The sequence below is a fragment of the Pseudomonas sp. 8O genome (assembly GCF_902506495.1).
Lineage (GTDB): Bacteria > Pseudomonadota > Gammaproteobacteria > Pseudomonadales > Pseudomonadaceae > Aquipseudomonas > Aquipseudomonas chaetocerotis.
Map to the genome: position 1 here is coordinate 191,201 of NZ_LR733264.1, position 16,300 is coordinate 207,500.

The 16,300-nt window shown below is 62.9% G+C and carries 17 protein-coding genes; 13 read left to right on the forward strand and 4 right to left on the reverse strand.

From position 1 onward, the window contains the following. Nucleotides 1-7 precede the first annotated feature (7 nt). A complete protein-coding gene (locus GV002_RS03690; protein ID WP_160017101.1) occupies nt 8-1,732 on the reverse strand; it encodes a C13 family peptidase in 1,725 nt (574 codons plus the stop codon). A gap of 134 nt (nt 1,733-1,866) precedes the next feature. Next, on the reverse strand, nt 1,867-2,322 hold the full coding sequence (locus tag GV002_RS03695; RefSeq protein WP_160017102.1) for a MaoC family dehydratase: 456 nt from the start codon (nt 2,320-2,322) through the stop codon (nt 1,867-1,869). Nucleotides 2,323-2,751: 429 nt separating this feature from the next. On the opposite strand from GV002_RS03695, the gene GV002_RS03700 reads away from it, so the two are divergent. The 3 genes from GV002_RS03700 to GV002_RS03710 all read left to right on the forward strand — a co-directional run bounded on the left by GV002_RS03700 (nt 2,752) and on the right by GV002_RS03710 (nt 4,470). Continuing rightward, complete coding sequence (locus GV002_RS03700; protein WP_003463039.1) at nt 2,752-3,111, forward strand: CidA/LrgA family protein; 360 nt, start codon at nt 2,752-2,754, stop codon at nt 3,109-3,111. Next, nucleotides 3,108-3,824, forward strand: a complete 717-nt coding sequence (locus tag GV002_RS03705; RefSeq protein ID WP_160017103.1) for an LrgB family protein — start codon at nt 3,108-3,110, stop codon at nt 3,822-3,824. The genes GV002_RS03700 and GV002_RS03705 overlap by 4 nt, the downstream gene beginning before the upstream one ends. 61 nt (nt 3,825-3,885) lie before the next feature. Next, nucleotides 3,886-4,470 carry an LON peptidase substrate-binding domain-containing protein gene (locus GV002_RS03710; protein ID WP_160017104.1) on the forward strand — a complete coding sequence of 195 codons (585 nt, stop codon included), beginning with the start codon at nt 3,886-3,888 and terminating at the stop codon, nt 4,468-4,470. Nucleotides 4,471-4,479: 9 nt separating this feature from the next. Here the strand turns inward: GV002_RS03710 and GV002_RS03715 are convergent, their stop codons facing one another. Both GV002_RS03715 and GV002_RS03720 read right to left on the reverse strand, forming a co-directional pair. Continuing rightward, on the reverse strand, nt 4,480-5,796 hold the full coding sequence (locus GV002_RS03715; RefSeq protein ID WP_160017105.1) for a bifunctional DedA family/phosphatase PAP2 family protein: 1,317 nt from the start codon (nt 5,794-5,796) through the stop codon (nt 4,480-4,482). Beyond that, nucleotides 5,793-6,512 (reverse strand): DNA-3-methyladenine glycosylase, encoded by a 720-nt coding sequence (locus GV002_RS03720; protein ID WP_160017106.1) that lies wholly within the window; start codon nt 6,510-6,512, stop codon nt 5,793-5,795. The genes GV002_RS03715 and GV002_RS03720 overlap by 4 nt, the downstream gene beginning before the upstream one ends. 245 nt (nt 6,513-6,757) lie before the next feature. Between GV002_RS03720 and GV002_RS03725 the strand changes: the two genes are divergently transcribed. The 10 genes from GV002_RS03725 (at nt 6,758) to GV002_RS03770 (ending at nt 16,295) form a co-directional block, all read left to right on the forward strand. After that, nucleotides 6,758-8,023, forward strand: coding sequence for a glutamate-5-semialdehyde dehydrogenase (locus GV002_RS03725; protein WP_160017107.1), 1,266 nt, complete (start codon nt 6,758-6,760; stop codon nt 8,021-8,023). Further along, entirely contained in the window at nt 8,024-8,683 is a 660-nt protein-coding gene (nadD, locus tag GV002_RS03730; RefSeq protein ID WP_160017108.1) for a nicotinate-nucleotide adenylyltransferase, read from the forward strand. 66 nt (nt 8,684-8,749) lie between these two features. Beyond that, complete coding sequence (rsfS, locus tag GV002_RS03735; protein WP_003240193.1) at nt 8,750-9,103, forward strand: ribosome silencing factor; 354 nt, start codon at nt 8,750-8,752, stop codon at nt 9,101-9,103. Between the two features lie 9 nt (nt 9,104-9,112). After that, the gene (gene rlmH, locus GV002_RS03740; protein WP_160017109.1) at nt 9,113-9,580 is read left to right on the forward strand and encodes a 23S rRNA (pseudouridine(1915)-N(3))-methyltransferase RlmH; all 468 of its coding nucleotides are present in this window, start codon (nt 9,113-9,115) and stop codon (nt 9,578-9,580) included. Between the two features lie 10 nt (nt 9,581-9,590). Further along, nucleotides 9,591-11,483, forward strand: coding sequence for a penicillin-binding protein 2 (mrdA, locus tag GV002_RS03745; RefSeq protein ID WP_160017110.1), 1,893 nt, complete (start codon nt 9,591-9,593; stop codon nt 11,481-11,483). A 38-nt stretch (nt 11,484-11,521) separates the two neighbouring features. Next, nucleotides 11,522-12,625 (forward strand): rod shape-determining protein RodA, encoded by a 1,104-nt coding sequence (gene rodA / locus GV002_RS03750; protein ID WP_178094656.1) that lies wholly within the window; start codon nt 11,522-11,524, stop codon nt 12,623-12,625. 19 nt (nt 12,626-12,644) lie between these two features. Beyond that, nucleotides 12,645-13,655: a lytic murein transglycosylase B gene (gene mltB, locus GV002_RS03755; protein ID WP_160017112.1), complete on the forward strand. Its 1,011-nt coding sequence runs from the start codon at nt 12,645-12,647 to the stop codon at nt 13,653-13,655. Next, the gene (locus GV002_RS03760; RefSeq protein WP_160017113.1) at nt 13,652-14,665 is read left to right on the forward strand and encodes a septal ring lytic transglycosylase RlpA family protein; all 1,014 of its coding nucleotides are present in this window, start codon (nt 13,652-13,654) and stop codon (nt 14,663-14,665) included. Before mltB ends, GV002_RS03760 begins: the two co-directional genes overlap by 4 nt. A gap of 111 nt (nt 14,666-14,776) precedes the next feature. Beyond that, entirely contained in the window at nt 14,777-15,952 is a 1,176-nt protein-coding gene (locus GV002_RS03765; RefSeq protein ID WP_160017114.1) for a D-alanyl-D-alanine carboxypeptidase family protein, read from the forward strand. Nucleotides 15,953-16,016: 64 nt separating this feature from the next. Next, nucleotides 16,017-16,295 carry a DUF493 domain-containing protein gene (locus tag GV002_RS03770; protein ID WP_160017115.1) on the forward strand — a complete coding sequence of 93 codons (279 nt, stop codon included), beginning with the start codon at nt 16,017-16,019 and terminating at the stop codon, nt 16,293-16,295. Nucleotides 16,296-16,300 lie beyond the last annotated feature (5 nt).

Genomic DNA, 16,300 nt, shown 5'->3' on the forward strand with positions numbered 1-16,300 from the left:
GTTCAGCTTAGTCCTTTGCCGGACCACTGGCCATGGCACTGAGCGCTCGCTCGGCCTGGCTCTGGCGCAGGTTACGCCAGTGCTGGAGTACGCCGCGTGGCGCCCAGATCTGCGGGTCGGAAGGTTCGAAGCCGTCGCTCTGCTCACGCTCGGCGACGCGTTCCTTGGCCAGCTCGAAGGCACGCTCGAGGTTGTCGGTCTCGCCCAGCGCCTCGGCGAACAGGGCACGCCCGAAGTAGGTGAAGTCGTTTTCCTCGCTGCAGCCGAAGGACACCCGATCGGCGCGTGCGGCGGTCATTACCAGAGTCTTCTCGTCTTTCAGTGGCGGGATGAAACCGCCGGAATAGCAGGCAGAGATCACTACCACCTTGTTGCGCTGCTTGAGCGGAGCGAGCAGAGCGGCCAGCTCGCTGGCGGGCAGGTCGGCCAGCTGCAGGCGTGGCTGGTCGAGATTGAGCTCGTGACGGCGCGAGCCGTGACTGGTCAGGTAGATGAAAATCAGGTCTTCGTCGCCGCTGCGCTTGGCCAGGGCCTGAACCGCGCGGGTGAGATTCTCGCGGGTGGCCAGTGGGCGGTCGGCGAGATGGTCGCGATGGTTGATCAGGCTGATGCTGCCATAGGCGCCGAAGCGCTCGCGCATCAGCCGGCTGACGTAGTCGGCTTCGCGCATGAATACGCTTTGCTTGCCGTCGCCGGCCAGAGTCAGTGCATAGAGTTCGCGCGCTGGTGTCGAGGCTGGAATGGCGGCGATGGCTTCATCGAGCAGGTGCCCTTGCTGCAGCAGGCCCAGTTCGAGGCTGTCAGGCAGCACCTGGCCCTGTTCGTCACGCACCAGGCGGCCGCGTTGCCAGGTGCCGGACTGGCGGCTGCCATCGGCCAGGGTCAGGGTGCCTTCGCCGCTGTACTCGCCACCCGAGAAATGCCCGCGGTAGGCGCTGCCATCGGTCAGGGTGAGCAGGCCTTCGCCTTCGTACTGCCAGTCGGCGAATTCGCCGAGGTAGCGGGTGCCTGCGCCGTCGGTGTATTCACCGGGGCCCTGCATCACGCCCTCGATGAAATCCCCGGCCCAGGTTTCGCCGCTGGCGCTCTGGTAGCGGCCCTTGCCGTGGAATTCATCATTCTGGAAACCGCCGCTGTAGTTGTCGCCATCGGCATTCTGGTAACTGCCTTGGCCACTGAGCAGCCCCTGGGCGAACACGCCGCTGTACTGGTTGCCATAGGCATCGCTGCGCACGCCCTGGCCTTCTGGCTGACCATTGACGAACTGGCCCTGGAAGCTGCTGCCGTCGGCCGTCTCCAGTTTGCCCAGGCCATGGAAGCGGTCATTGAGAAATTCGCCCTGGTAGCGCTGGCCGCCCTGTTCGAGCAAGCCTGCGCCACTGAAACGGTTGCGTTCGAAACCGCCCTGATAGCGACTGCCATCGCTGTAGGTCAGGGTGCCCTGGCCATGGAACATGCCTTGGTGGAATTCCCCCAGATAGTGTTCGCCACCAGGGCCCTGCCATTCGCCGCTGCCTTCGAGCATGCCGTCCTTGAACTGGCCGACGAACCAGCTGCCGTTGCGGTAGTCCAGGCGCCCGGGGCCTTGCAACAACCCATCGACTATCTCGCCGCGATACTGGCCGCCGTCCGGCAGCGTGGCATTGGCCGGCAGCAGCGGGCGCGCTTCCTCGCAACCGGCGAGCAGCAGGGACAGACAAAGAGGCAGTAAGCGCAGGGCAAGGGGATTCATGACGGACGTCCAGGTCGGTGCTTTGCCCGCAGTATGCCGCAAGCCTGGACGCTTGCGTTGCCGAGTCTCACGCTTTGCTGATGCGAGAACGCTCCCGCCCCGGCGGCTGCCGCCGGAAACGGGAACAGTCAGGGTCAGACGAAGCAGAGGGTCAAGGGTTCGGCAATATAGGCCGGCTTTTCCTGGCCTTCGATCTCCAGTACGGCGCGGGCCTTGAGCAGCCACTGGCCGGGGTTCTTCTCGGTGGCGTCGGTCAGGGTTACCGTCAGACGCACCTTGGAGTCAACCTTGACCGGCTGGATGAAGCGCACGCTGTCGAGGCCGTAATTCACCGCCATCTTCAGGCCCTGCGGCATGATCATGATCTTTTCCATCAGCATCGGCACCAGCGACAACGACAGGAAGCCGTGGGCGATGGTGGTGCCGAAGGGGGTCAGCTTGGCCTTTTCCGGGTCGACGTGGATGAATTGGTGATCGCCGGTGCACTCGGCGAACTGATTGATGCGCTGCTGGTCGATGGTCAGCCACTCGGACTTGCCGAGTTCCTTGCCAACATAGTCCTTGAGCTCTGCTACGGGTACGAACGGCATAGTTCCTCCTTGAGGACACGGGTGTTTTTATTGTGTGCGTGAAACCGTTGCGGCCTAGATCATCACGGGGCCGGCAGCGGGTCAAGCCTGCCTTGATTGACTGAATGGCACGGCATAGGCCAGCCTGACGAAGCAATACAGGGGCCAGCGAGGGGGCATCGCGCCTATAATGGCCGACATGCCTCAACAGATGCCCGGAATCCCCTCTGGTAGGTCGCTGAAAAACTACCTACGTTGCCATTGCTGCGTTAAAAACAGGCTCGTGCGCGAGTCCGATCAGAATGCTCATTTACAACTCGTAAACTGCGCTTTCTCGCCTGTTTTTGCGGGGCCGCCATCGGTGTTGCACTGACTGCCTCGCCTACGTTTTTCAGCGGCCTACTCGCGAGCGGAAACGCGGCCATCGCTCGTCTTCTGGAGACCTCAAACATGCTGCTTCGCGGCCTTTCCTGGCTGGTGCTGTGCCAGTTGCTGGGTACCGTTCTCAATGTCCTGCTGTTACCGATGCTGCCGGGGCCTATCATCGGCATGCTGCTTTTGTTCGTCTTTCTCATGCTGCGCGGCGAGGTGGGGGAACCGCTGAGCGTCGCGTCCAGTAGCCTGCTCAAGTACCTGCCGCTGATTTTGGTGCCACCGGCCGTGGGCGTGATGGCTTACGCCAGCGACATCGCCGCCGACTTCTGGGCGGTGGTCGGTGCGCTGGTGCTGTCGCTGCTGGTGTCGCTGGCCTTCGCCGGCTGGCTGATGCAGAAACTGATCGAGCGTCAGCAGCGCCGGGAGGACGTATGAGTCCCGATTGGCAGGGTGCCTGGCAGGCGCTGACCCATCACCCGTTGTTCGGCATCGGCATCACCCTGGGCGCTTATCAACTGGCCATGGCCGCCTACGAGCGCACCCGCTGGGTATTTCTGCAGCCGGTGCTGGTATCGATGCTCACGGTGATCGGCATTCTGTTGTTGTGCGGTCTGAGTTTCGCCGAGTACCGGGGCAGCGTCGCGGCGCTGACGCTGTTGCTTGGCCCGGCCACCGTGGCCCTGGCGGTGCCGCTGTATCTCAATCTGCGGCGGATTCGCCAGCTGTTCTGGCCGATCATCCTGACCTTGCTGGTCGCAGGCACCTTCGCCACCGTGCTTGGAGCGGGGCTGGCCTGGCTGTTCGGCGCCGAGCGACTGATGCTGATGAGCATGGCGCCCAAGTCGGTGACCTCGCCTATCGCCATGCTGGTGGCCGATCAGATTGGCGGTATCGCGGCGCTGGCGGCGGTGTTCGTGATGATCACCGGGGTCATCGGCGCCATAGTCGGGCCGTCCATTCTACGTCTGTGCAGGGTTCATCATCCGGCCGCGCAGGGCATGGCGCTGGGTATCACCGCGCACGCCGTGGGTACGGCGCGAGCGCTGCAGGAGAGCGACGAATGTGGTGCTTTCGCGGCTTTGGCGATGAGCCTGATGGGGGTGATTACCGCCGTGCTGTTGCCTCTGGCGATTGCTCTGCTGCTGTGAGAGCCTGCCAGGCGATCACTGATGCCCTGGCACCACTGCATTGATAACAGGCTGTGAAACCATGAATCTGCCGCTGTTCCCTCTCAATACCGTACTGTTTCCCGGCTGCGTGCTCGACCTGCAGATATTCGAGGCGCGCTATCTGGACATGATCAGCCGCTGCATGAAACAGGGCAGTGGCTTCGGTGTGGTGTGCATCGTCGAGGGGGATGAAGTCGGCGAAGCCGCCAGTAGTTTCTCCGCTATTGGCTGCGAGGCATTGGTGCGCGACTTTCAGCAGCGCACCAATGGTCTGCTGGGGATTCGTGTCGAAGGCGGGCGGCGTTTTCATGTCGAGCGAGCTCAGGTCATGCCTGACCAACTGACCGTCGCCGAGGTGCAGTGGCTGGAGGAGCAGGCAAACAGCCCGCTGCAGGCCGAGCATGCCGATCTGGCCGCCCTGCACGCTGCCCTGGCCGAGCATCCGCTGGTGGCTGGCCTGGGCATGACGAGCGTGGTCGCCGGGCAGCAGCAGTTGGCCAATCAGCTGGCCTATCTGCTGCCACTGGAGCCGGCGCAGAAACTGCAGTTACTTCAACTCGATGACCCGGCCCTGCGCCTGGAACAACTGCACGCCATGCTGGAAATGCTCCAGGGCAATGCCTGAAGCGACGCGTCAGTAGGAATAACGCAGCAGCGCGGTGGACAGCTGCCAGGTCGCCATGGCGCCCAGTACCGCGAGACAGGCCGGCAGGACGATCCACCACAGGCGCGCCGGTAGCGCCGGCAGCGTTTCCTGGCGCTGACACAGCGCCAGGCTAAGGCCGCAGACGGCTGAAGCCAGCAGGGCGCCGGCGATGATGTCGCTGGGCCAGTGCACGCCAAGGTAGACCCGCGACAAAGCGATCGCCAGAGCCGGCAGGCATGCCACTACCAGCCAGGCCAGGCGCAGTCGCGCCGATTGACCGCGGCCGGCCAGCACTCCCAGCACCAGGAAGAAGGCAAAGGCTGCCGAGCTATGGCCGCTGGGAAAGCTGAACGTGGTCAGTGGCTCACTCAATACGTCGGGGCGCGCCCGGGCAAAACCATGCTTGAGGGTGGTGTTGCCCAGGGCTGTGATCAGTAGCGTCGAACCGGCGAACAGCAGGTGATGCCAGCGGCGAGCCAGCAGCAATAAGGTGCACAGCACCGCTGCTGCTACAAGCTGGATATGGAAGTCGCCTAGTCGTGTGATGGTGCCGATCCAGCGATCGAGATGTGCCTGGCGTTGTTCCTGGACCAGCGTCATCAGGCCTTGATCCAGTGCATCGAGATGCGGCCAGCCAATGACGATGGCTATCAACAGCAACAGGCTGAGGCCGCCGCCCAACAGGCTGGCGCGCGGTTTTTCCGCCAGGCTGGCCTGAATGGTCAGCAGCAGGATCAAGCCAATACCGGCCAGCAGCACCGCTGCTTCGGTCCAGAAGCCTTCCGCCATTGGCAGGCGCAGGGCGGCACCGGTCGCCCAGCCCGGCAACAGGTAAGCCACCGCCCAGCCGGCTGCCGCCACCAGGCTGACCAGAATGAAGCGCAGCAGTGGCATGTTCAGCATGCCGGCTACCAGCGGCAGCATGGGGCGCAGCGGGCCGATGAAGCGACCGACCAGCAGACTGGCCACGCCGTAATGGCGGAAATAGAGCTCGGCGCGCAGGAGCCACTGCGGGTGGTGACGCAACACCGGCAGGCGGCCGATGTTGTGCTTGAAGCGTCTGCCCAGCGAATAGGAAATCATGTCGCCACACAGCGCTCCGGCGTAGGCCAGCAGCAACGTCTGCCACAGCGTCAGTATGCCGCTGCCGGCCAGCAGGGCGACGCTGAACAGCAGCACCACGCCGGGCAGCAGAATACCCACCAGTGCCAGGCACTCGAGCAGAGCGATAAGGAAGATTGCCAGGCCCAGCCATTGCGGGTTGCCACTCAACCAGGTGGTCAGGTTGTCCAGCCAGGCGCTCATCGTTCTGCTCCCGAAACGCTCAATAATTGATAATCACGCCCTTCGACCTGCCCACGGCGCAGAGGGTTGCGTGTGCAATGGCGGGCGTAGGCAGCATCAACGAAACGGTAGGGCAGATGTTCGTCGCGGCCCTTGGGAATACCCAGTCGTGCGCACTGGATGATCGTATGCGGTCGTTCTCCGACATCCTCGACGAACAGCTGCTGTGGGTCGAAGCGGCGCGCATCCCAGTCCGGTACTTTCAGGCCCAGCGCCTTGCACAGTAGTGTCTGTCCGGCGCACAGGCGTTCGGGGGCGCGGGGCTGGCCGAGGCTGCTCGGGTTGTTGCGTTGCATAGCCGCCAGGGCATCGGGGCCGCTGAAGGCATCGACCCAGGGATGCGCGGATTTGATCAGCACCGCGTTGCCGGGCCCATGGGCACTGAAGTTCAGCGAATCGCCGCCGCGCGCGTAGTACATATAGATGTGCCCGCCATCAGCGAACAGTGCCTTGCGCTTCTCGGTGTAGCCGAGCGATGCGTGGCTGCCCTTGTCGACCAGGTAATAGGCCTCGGTCTCGATGATCCGCGCGCTCAGCCACAGCGCGCCGACGCGATGGCGGATGACCTTGCCGAGCAACTCGCGGGCCAGCAACTGCGCGTCGCGATCGAAGAAGGTATCGGGCAATGGCCTGGCGTCGGGCCAGGGCACACTGAGGGTGGGTTCGACTGCTGTCATCTGTCGTATGGGGGCTTGGTCTCGGGCGGCGAGCATAACAACAAGAAGCTTAAAAATGCCTGAACGTTCCTGCTCCCGTCGTGCCCATGTCTGCCCCTTGGCGCGTTACACCCGCGACGTCCGGCATTGCCCAGCATTCAGCACCTGGCGGACGAGCTGCCTACCGCTTGCCAGACGCCGCTGGGCGTGGACTTGCGAGCCCGCTATAATCAGCCCCTTTTTCCAATTGCCAGACCTCCGCCGCCATGACCGAGTCCGTGCACGACTACATGACCCGCCTGGGCCAGGCCGCCCGCCAGGCCTCGCGGGTGCTCGCCCGCGCCAGCACCGCGCAGAAGAATCGCGCGCTGCAGGCGGCTGCCAACGCCCTCGACGCCGCTCGCACCGAGCTTGCCGCCGCCAACGAACTGGACTTGGCTGCCGCCCGCGCCAACGGTCTGGAGCCGGCCATGGTCGACCGCCTGGCGCTGACGCCAAAGGTGATCGACAGCATGATCGAAGGGCTGCGCCAGGTTGCGACCCTGCCTGACCCGATCGGCGAGATTCAGGGCATGCGCTACCTGCCGTCCGGTATCCAGGTCGGCAAGATGCGCGTGCCGCTGGGCGTTATCGGCATCATCTACGAGTCGCGTCCGAACGTGACCATCGATGCGGCCAGCCTGTGCCTGAAGTCCGGCAACGCTACCATCCTGCGTGGCGGCTCCGAGGCCATTCATTCCAACCAGGCGATTGCCCGCTGCATCCAGCAGGGGCTGGCCGAGGCCGATTTGCCGGCGGCTGCCGTGCAGGTGGTGGAAACCACTGACCGCGCTGCCGTCGGTGAGCTGATCACCATGCCCGAATACGTCGACGTCATCGTGCCGCGCGGTGGCAAGGGCCTGATCGAGCGCATCAGCCGCGACGCCAAGGTGCCGGTGATCAAACATCTGGACGGCGTTTGCCACGTTTACGTCGATGTCGCTGCCGATCTCGACAAGGCCATCCGCGTCTGCGACAACGCCAAGACCCAGCGCTACTCGCCGTGCAACGCCATGGAAACCCTTCTGGTGCACCAGGCCATCGCCGCGCGCGTGCTGCCGCCGTTGGCCGCCATCTACCGCGACAAGGGCGTGGAGTTGCGCGGTGATGCCGCCACCCGCCAGCTGCTCGGCAGCGATGTGCTTCAAGCGAGCGAGGACGACTGGTTCGCCGAGTACAACGCACCGATTCTGGCGATTCGCATCGTCGATTCGCTGGATGCGGCCATCGAGCACATCAACCATTACGGCTCCCAGCACACCGACTCGATCATCACCGAGAACTTCAGCGATGCCCGGCGCTTCCTCACCGAGGTGGATTCCGCTTCGGTGATGATCAATGCCTCGACCCGCTTTGCCGATGGTTTCGAGTACGGCCTGGGCGCGGAGATCGGTATCTCCACTGACAAGCTGCACGCACGCGGCCCGGTTGGCCTGGAGGGCCTGACCAGCGAGAAGTACGTGGTCTTTGGCGATGGACACATTCGCACATAAATGAAACGGATCGGCGCCCGACGCATCGGCCTGCTCGGCGGTACCTTCAACCCGGTGCATATCGGGCATCTGCGTGCCGCACTGGAAGTGGCCGAGTTCATGGCGCTGGACGAGCTGCGTCTGATTCCCAGCGCCAGACCGCCGCATCGCGACACGCCGCAGGCAACGGCCGAGCAGCGTCTGGCCATGGTCGAACTGGCGGTGGCTGGCGAGATGCGGCTGACGGTCGATGACCGCGAGCTGCGCCGCGACAAACCGTCGTATACGGTCGACACGCTGGAGTCGGTGCGCGCCGAGCTGGCGGCGGACGATCAGTTGTTTCTGCTGCTCGGCTGGGACGCTTTCTGCGGCTTGCCGAGCTGGCATCGCTGGCAGGAGTTGCTCGAGCATTGCCACCTGCTGGTATTGCAACGGCCGGATGCCGACAGCGAGGCGCCCGAGGCGCTGCGCGATCTGCTGGCCGCGCGCAGTGTCAGCGACCCGCTGAGCCTGCAGGGTGCTGGCGGGCAGATCAGTTTCATCTGGCAGACTCCGCTGGCGATTTCCGCCACGCAGATTCGCCACTTGCTGGCAACCGACCGCTCGGCGCGATACCTGCTGCCGGATGCGGTACTGGCCTACATCCAAGCGCACGATCTGTACCGTGCGCCCCATGCTTGAAACGTCGCGCATGTGCGCTGGCGTCCATTACACGAGGCAAATGAGTCATTTATGAGCAAGCAGAACATGCCCAGCGAAGAGCTGGTCAAGATCGCCGTGGCGGCGCTGGAAGAGATCAAGGCGACCGACATCACCGTGATCGACGTCAAGGACAAGACCAGCATCACCGACTTCATGGTGATTGCCAGCGGTAGCTCCAGCCGTCAGGTCAAGTCGCTGGTGGAGAACGTGCTGGAAAAGGTCAAGGAGCAGGGCGTGCGCCCGATCGGCAGCGAAGGTCTGGACAGCGGCGAGTGGGCTCTGCTCGACCTGGGCGACATCGTCGTGCACGTGATGCTGCCTACCGCGCGCCAGTTCTATGACCTCGAACGCCTGTGGCAAGGCGCCGAGCAGAGCCGCGCTCAGCACAGCGCCGAGTAAGCGCAAACCGTGCGGATCAAACTGATCGCCGTCGGTTCGCGCATGCCGCGCTGGGTCGAGGAGGGCTGGCAGGAGTACGTCAAGCGTCTGCCTGCCGAATTAACGCTGGAACTGGTGGAAATCCCCCTCAATACCCGCGGCAAGAATGCCGACATCGCCCGCCTGATCCGTCAGGAAGGCGAGGCCATGCTGAGCAAGGTGCAACCCGGCGAACGTATCGTCACGCTGGAGGTCCATGGCAAGCCATGGAGCACCGAGCAGTTGGCCGCGGAGCTGGATCGCTGGCGTCTTGATGCGCGCAACGTCAACCTCATGGTCGGCGGCCCGGAAGGGCTGGCGCCGGAGGTCTGCGCGCGTAGCGACCAGCGCTGGTCGCTATCGCCACTGACCCTGCCGCATCCGCTGGTGCGTATCCTGCTTGGCGAGCAGATCTACCGAGCCTGGACCGTGCTGTCCGGCCATCCGTACCACAAGTGATCACCTAGTCATGCCGCAGCCGATTCGCCTCAAGGATCACGAAAAGGACGCTCGCCTGGTCAAGCGCCGGGTGCTCGTCGGCGGCGCGGTGATCATCCTGCTGACCTGCGTGCTGATCTTGCGCATGTACTACCTGCAGGTGATTCAGTACGAGCATCACAGCACCCTGGCGGAAAACAACCGCATTCACGTGCAACCGTTGCCCCCGACTCGTGGGCTGATCTACGACCGCAATGGTGTGATCATCGCTGACAACCGGCCGAGCTTCAGCCTCACCGTGACCCGCGAGCGCGCTGGTGACTGGCGCGGCGTGCTCGATACGGTGGTCGAGGTGCTGGAGCTTTCCGAGGAAGAGCGCGCGCTGTTCGAGCGTCGGGTGCGCCAGGGCCGGCGCCCGTTCGAGCCGGTGCCGATCCTGTTCGAACTGTCCGAAGAGCAGATCGCTCGCATCGCGGTCAACCAGTTCCGCCTGCCGGGCGTTGAGGTGGCTGCGCAACTGGTGCGGCACTATCCGCAGCAGGAACACTTCGCTCATTCGGTCGGCTACGTCGGGCGCATCAACGAGCAGGAACTTCAGCGTCTCGATCCGACCGACTACGCGGGCACGCACCATATCGGCAAGACCGGTATCGAGCGTTTCTATGAGGAAGAACTGCACGGGGAAGTCGGCTACGAAGAGGTCGAGACCAACGCCCGTGGTCGCGTGTTGCGTGTGCTCAATCGCGTCGATCCGAAGCCGGGCAAGGACATCGTCCTCAGCCTCGACGTGAAGCTGCAGGAGGCTGCGGAGAATGCGCTTGGCGGTCGCAGAGGCGCAGTGGTAGCCATCGATCCGAACAACGGCGAAGTGCTGGCGATGGTCAGTCAGCCGAGCTTCGACCCAAACCCTTTCGTCACCGGCATCAGCTTCAAGGCCTATGGCGAGTTGCGAGACTCCATCGACCAGCCTTTATATAACCGGGTATTGCGCGGTCTCTATCCGCCGGGGTCGACCATCAAACCCATGGTCGCCGTGGCGGGTCTCGATGCGGGTGTGGTCACCCCCACTACTCGGGTGTTCGATCCCGGCTTCTATCAGTTGCCCAATCACAGCCACAAATACCGCAACTGGAACCGTAACGGTGACGGCTGGGTCGATCTGAACCTGGCCATTGCGCGCTCCAATGACACCTATTTCTACGATCTGGCGCACAAGATGGGCGTCGACCGCATGCATGACTACATGAGTCGTTTCGGCCTCGGGCAGCGCGTGGCACTGGACATGTTCGAGGAAACCGCCGGCCTGATGCCTTCGCGGGACTGGAAGCGGGCGCGTTATCGCCAGCCGTGGTACCCGGGCGAGACGCTGATTCTTGGCATCGGCCAGGGTTACATGCAGACCACGCCACTGCAGTTGGCGCAGGCCACCGCGCTGATGGCCACGCGCGGCAAGTGGATTCGTCCGCACCTGGCCAAGAGCGTTGACGGCCGCCAGCCTGTCGACCCCAACCCGATCCCGGATATCGTCCTGCGCGATCCCAAGTTCTGGGACTATGGCATCCATGGCATGGAAGAGGTACTGCACGGTGCCCGCGGGACGGCGCGCAAGGTCGGTGATAGCGCCGTCTATCGCATCGCCGGCAAGAGCGGTACGGCGCAGGTGGTGGCGATCAAGCAGGGCGAGAAGTACGACCGTAACAAGATACAGGAGCGCCATCGTGACCATGCGCTGTTCATTGGCTTCGCGCCTGCGCAGAAACCGCAGATCGCCGTGGCGGTGATGGTCGAGAACGGTGAGTCAGGCTCTGGCGTTGCTGCACCCGTGGTCAAGCAGGTGATGGACGCCTGGCTACTGGATAAGGAGACCGGTCAGCTCAAGGCCGAGTTCGCGTTGCCCACGCCTGCCGAGGTCAGTCAGCGATGATCAGTAATTTCGACCGTACCCTGTCCGATGAGGACGTACTGCGTCGTCGTGCCAGTCTGTTGCAGCGTATGCATATCGATGGCTGGTTGCTGTTGCTGTTGCTGATTCTGGGTGCCGGCAGCCTGTTCATTCTCTATTCGGCCAGTGGCAAGAATATCGACCTGCTGCTCAGGCAGGCATCGTCCTTCGGCCTCGGCATGGTCGCGGTGATCGTGATCGCCCAGTTCGACCCGCGCTTCATGGCGCGCTGGGTACCTCTTGCTTACGTGGCGGGTGTCGCCTTGCTGATGGCGGTGGAGGTGATGGGCCATACGGCGATGGGGGCGACACGCTGGATCAATATCCCAGGCGTGATCCGCTTCCAGCCCTCGGAGCTGATGAAAATCATCATGCCGATGACCATTGCCTGGTATCTGTCACGGCATAACCTGCCGCCACGTTTCAAACATATCGTCGTCAGCCTGACGATGATCGGCATCCCCTTCGTGCTGATCCTGAAACAGCCGGACCTTGGCACCTCATTGCTTATTCTCGCCTCGGGAGCCTTCGTGGTGTTCATGGCTGGCCTGCAGTGGCGCTGGATAATCGGTGCCGCCGCTGCCGTTGTGCCGATCGCGGTGGGTATGTGGTACTTCGTCATGCACGACTATCAGAAGCGGCGCGTGCTGACGTTCCTCAACCCGGAAAGCGATCCGCTGGGGTCGGGCTGGAACATCATCCAGTCCAAGGCTGCCATCGGTTCCGGCGGCGTATTGGGCAAGGGCTGGCTGCTGGGTACCCAGTCGCACCTGGATTTTTTGCCGGAAAGCCACACGGACTTTATCATTGCCGTGCTCGCGGAGGAGTTCGGCCTGGTCGGCGTCTGTCTGTTGTTGCTGCTGTATCTGCTGTTGCTGGCGCGTGGCCTGGTGATTACCGCCCAGGCGCAGACGCTGTTCGGCAAGTTGCTGGCAGGGGCGCTGACCATGACCTTCTTTGTCTACGTATTCGTCAACATCGGCATGGTCAGCGGGCTGCTGCCGGTGGTTGGGGTTCCGCTGCCCTTCATTAGTTATGGCGGAACCCATCTGGTCACGCTGTTGTCAGGCTTCGGGATATTGATGGCGATCCACACTCACAGAAAGTGGATCGCTCAGGTTTGATTTTGGGGGTTTTGAGTCAATGCATTCTTTGCGTAGTTGGGCTGCTCGTACGTTCATCGGAGTCGGCGTCGCCGGCGTGCTCGGCACAAGCGTCCAGGCGCTGGCTGCCGATTACGACGGCTCGCCGCAGGTAGCCGAGTTCGTCGAGGAAATGACCCGTGACTATGGCTTCGCCAGTGAGCAACTGGTCAGCCTGTTTGCCGAGGTAGAGCGCAAGCAGGCGATTCTCGACGCCATTTCGCGTCCGGCTGAAAAGGTCAAACCCTGGAAGGACTATCGCCCGATCTTCATCACCGACAAGCGTATCGCCCAGGGTGTCGAGTTCTGGAACAAGAACCAGGCGGCGCTGGAGAAGGCCGAAGCCGAGTACGGCGTGCCGCCGCAGTTCATCGTCGCCATCATTGGCGTGGAAACGTTCTACGGCGGCAATACCGGCAGTTGGCGGGTGATGGATGCACTGTCGACCCTGGCCTTCGACTACCCGCCGCGTGCGCCGTTCTTCCGCAAGGAACTGCGTGAGTTTCTGTTGCTGACCCGTGAGGAACAGGTCGACCCGATCACCCTCAAAGGCTCTTACGCGGGTGCCATGGGCCTGCCGCAGTTCATGCCGAGCAGTTTCCGTGCTTACGCAGTGGACTTCGACGGTGACGGCCATATCAACATCTGGAGCAACCCGACCGACGCCATCGGCAGTGTTGCCAGCTATTTCAAACGCCATGGTTGGCAGGCCGGCGGTCAGGTCGCCAGTCGCGTCGAAGCCAGCGGTACTCGCGTCGAGGAAGGCCTGACGCAAGGCCTGGATCCGGTGAAGAACGTAGCCGAGCTGCGCGAGCTGGGCTGGAAGAGCGGAGACAAGCTGGCCGAGGATTTACCGGTGACTGCGTTTCGTCTGCAAGGCGCGGAAGGTGACGAATACTGGTTCGGTTTACCCAACTTCTACACCATCACCCGCTACAATCGCAGCGTGATGTATGCCATGGCGGTCAACCAACTGGCCGAACTGCTGGTCGAAACGCGGGGTAATCGATGAGTGCGTCCAAACTGCTGCCGCTGGCAGCCTGCGTAACGGCGGCGCTGTTGCTGGCAAGCTGCTCTTCCAAGCGTGCACCGCAGCCAGCAGTGACGCCCGGTCAGTCTGCCGGTATCTCTGGCCCGGAGGATTTCAACCGACCACACAGGGATGGCGCACCCTGGTGGGACGTCGACGTCTCGAAGATTCAGGACGCCATCCCCATGCCACATTACGGGCCGGTCAAGGCCAGCCCCTATGTGGTGTTCGGCAAGCAGTACTACCCGATTCAGGATGCCCGTCGCTACCAGGCGGTCGGTCCGGCTTCCTGGTACGGCACCAAGTTCCATGGCCAGGCCACTGCCAACGGCGAAACCTACGATCTGTACGGCATGACCGCAGCGCACAAGACATTGCCGCTGCCCAGCTATGTACGAGTGACCAACCTCGAGAACGGCAAGGTCGTGATCCTGCGGGTCAATGATCGTGGGCCGTTCTACTCGGACCGCATCATCGATCTGTCCTTCGCTGCAGCGAAGAAGCTCGGCTATGCCGAGAAAGGCACTGCGCGAGTCAAGGTAGAAGGCATCGACCCACATGAGTGGTGGGCACAGCAGGGCCGCCCGGTCCCGCTGGTACTGGCCAACAACCAGCCGGCCAAGGCTGCCGTTGCTCAGCCCGTGGTGCAGCCTGTGCCGCAGGTCGTCGAGCAGTACGCGCCGCCGCCCGCGCAGCACGCCGCTGCGGTGGTGCCCGTGCAGATCGACGCAAAAAAAAACGATTCACTCGGAGCCTCTGGCCTGTATCTCCAGGTGGGAGCCTTCGCCAATCCGGACGCTGCGGAGCTGCTCAAGTCCAAGCTGAGCCAGACCAGCAGTGTGCCGGTGTTCATCAGCTCAGTGGTTCGCGACCAGCAGATCCTGCATCGGGTCCGAATGGGGCCGATCAGCAACCAGGGCGAGGCTGAGCAGCTGCAGAGCAGCCTGCGCCTGGCCAACCTGGGGCAGCCCACGCTGGTGCGCGCCGACTGATGGCAACTTAACCGGCTTTTGCCGGACTAAATCCGAGGCTCGCCTTGATAGCGAGTCGAAAGATGGCCCTTCGGGGCCGTACAACCCAAGCAATGATTTTTCGAGAGACGGATGAACATCACCAGCTTCGTGCAACGTGCTTCACTGGTACTGACCCTTCTGGCCGCGCCACTTGCAATGGCCAACCAGCAGGTGGTGCCTGCGGCGCCGCAACTGGCCGCTAAATCCTACGTTCTGATGGATGCCGCCAGCGGCAATATCCTGGTCGAGAACAATGGTGACGAGCGCCTGCCGCCCGCCAGCCTGACCAAGCTGATGACCGCCTACATCGCCACCCTGGAAATCCGTAACGGCAAGATCGGCGAGCAGGATCTGGTGACCATCAGCGAGCACGCCTGGCGCACCGGCGGTGCCGCCTCCGGTGGCTCCACCATGTTCCTGCCGCTGAACAGCCAGGCGACGGTCGACGACCTGCTGCACGGCATCATCATCCAGTCCGGCAACGATGCCAGCATCGCCATCGCCGAGTACATCGCCGGTAGCGAAGATGCCTTCGCCGACATGATGAACGTCACCGCCGAGCGCCTCGGTATGAAGAACAGCCACTTCATGAATGCCACCGGGCTGCCGCATCCCGAGCACTACTCCAGCGCTCATGACATGGCCATTCTGGCCCGCGCGATCATCGATGAAGACGCCGAGCATTACGCGATCTACTCGCAGAAGGAGTTCCTCTGGAACAACATCAAGCAGCCCAACCGCAACCTGCTGCTGTGGCGTGACCGCACTGTCGACGGCCTGAAGACCGGCCACACCCAGGAAGCCGGTTTCTGCCTGGTGGCCTCGGCCGTGCGTGATGGCGCGCGCATGATCACCTCGGTATTCGGTACCGACAGCGAGCAGGCCCGCGCAGCGGAAACCCAGAAGCTGCTGACCTACGGCTTCCGTTTCTTCGAAAGCCGTACCTTCTACCAGAAGGGCGCAGAACTGGCGCAGGCCACCGTCTGGAAAGGTGCTGCGAATCAGGTCAAGGCTGGTCTGGCTGAAGACCTGACCATGACCTTGCCCAAGGGGCAGTTGGAAAAGCTGCAGGCCAGCATGGTCCTCAACCCGCAGCTGATCGCGCCGATCCAGCAGGGCGACGTGATCGGCAAGGTCGAAGTCAAACTGGGTGATGAAGTGGTGCGCAGTACTGACCTGGTAGCGCTGGAATCGGTAGAAGAGGGCGGTCTGCTGCGTCGCCTGTGGGACAGCATTCGCCTGTTCTTCTTCGGCCTGTTCAACTGATTTAGCCTGGCCGCTCCAGCTCGGGGCGGCCCTCTTACGGACGGGCCACAAGCCCGCTGATGCCATGACCGATAACGATGTTCAACCGCCAAAAATCGAATTCCCCTGCGAGCGTTACCCGATCAAGGTGATCGGTACCGCCGGTGAGGGTTTCTCCGACCTGGTGATCGAAGTGATCCAGCGTCACGCCCCGGATCTGGATGCATCCACGCTGGTGATGCGCGACAGCCGCAACGGTAACTTCCTTTCTGTTCAGGTGCTGATCACTGCCACCGGTGTCGAGCAATTGCAGGCGATTCACGTTGACCTGCGTGCCACCGGCCGCGTGCACATGGTGCTGTGATACCC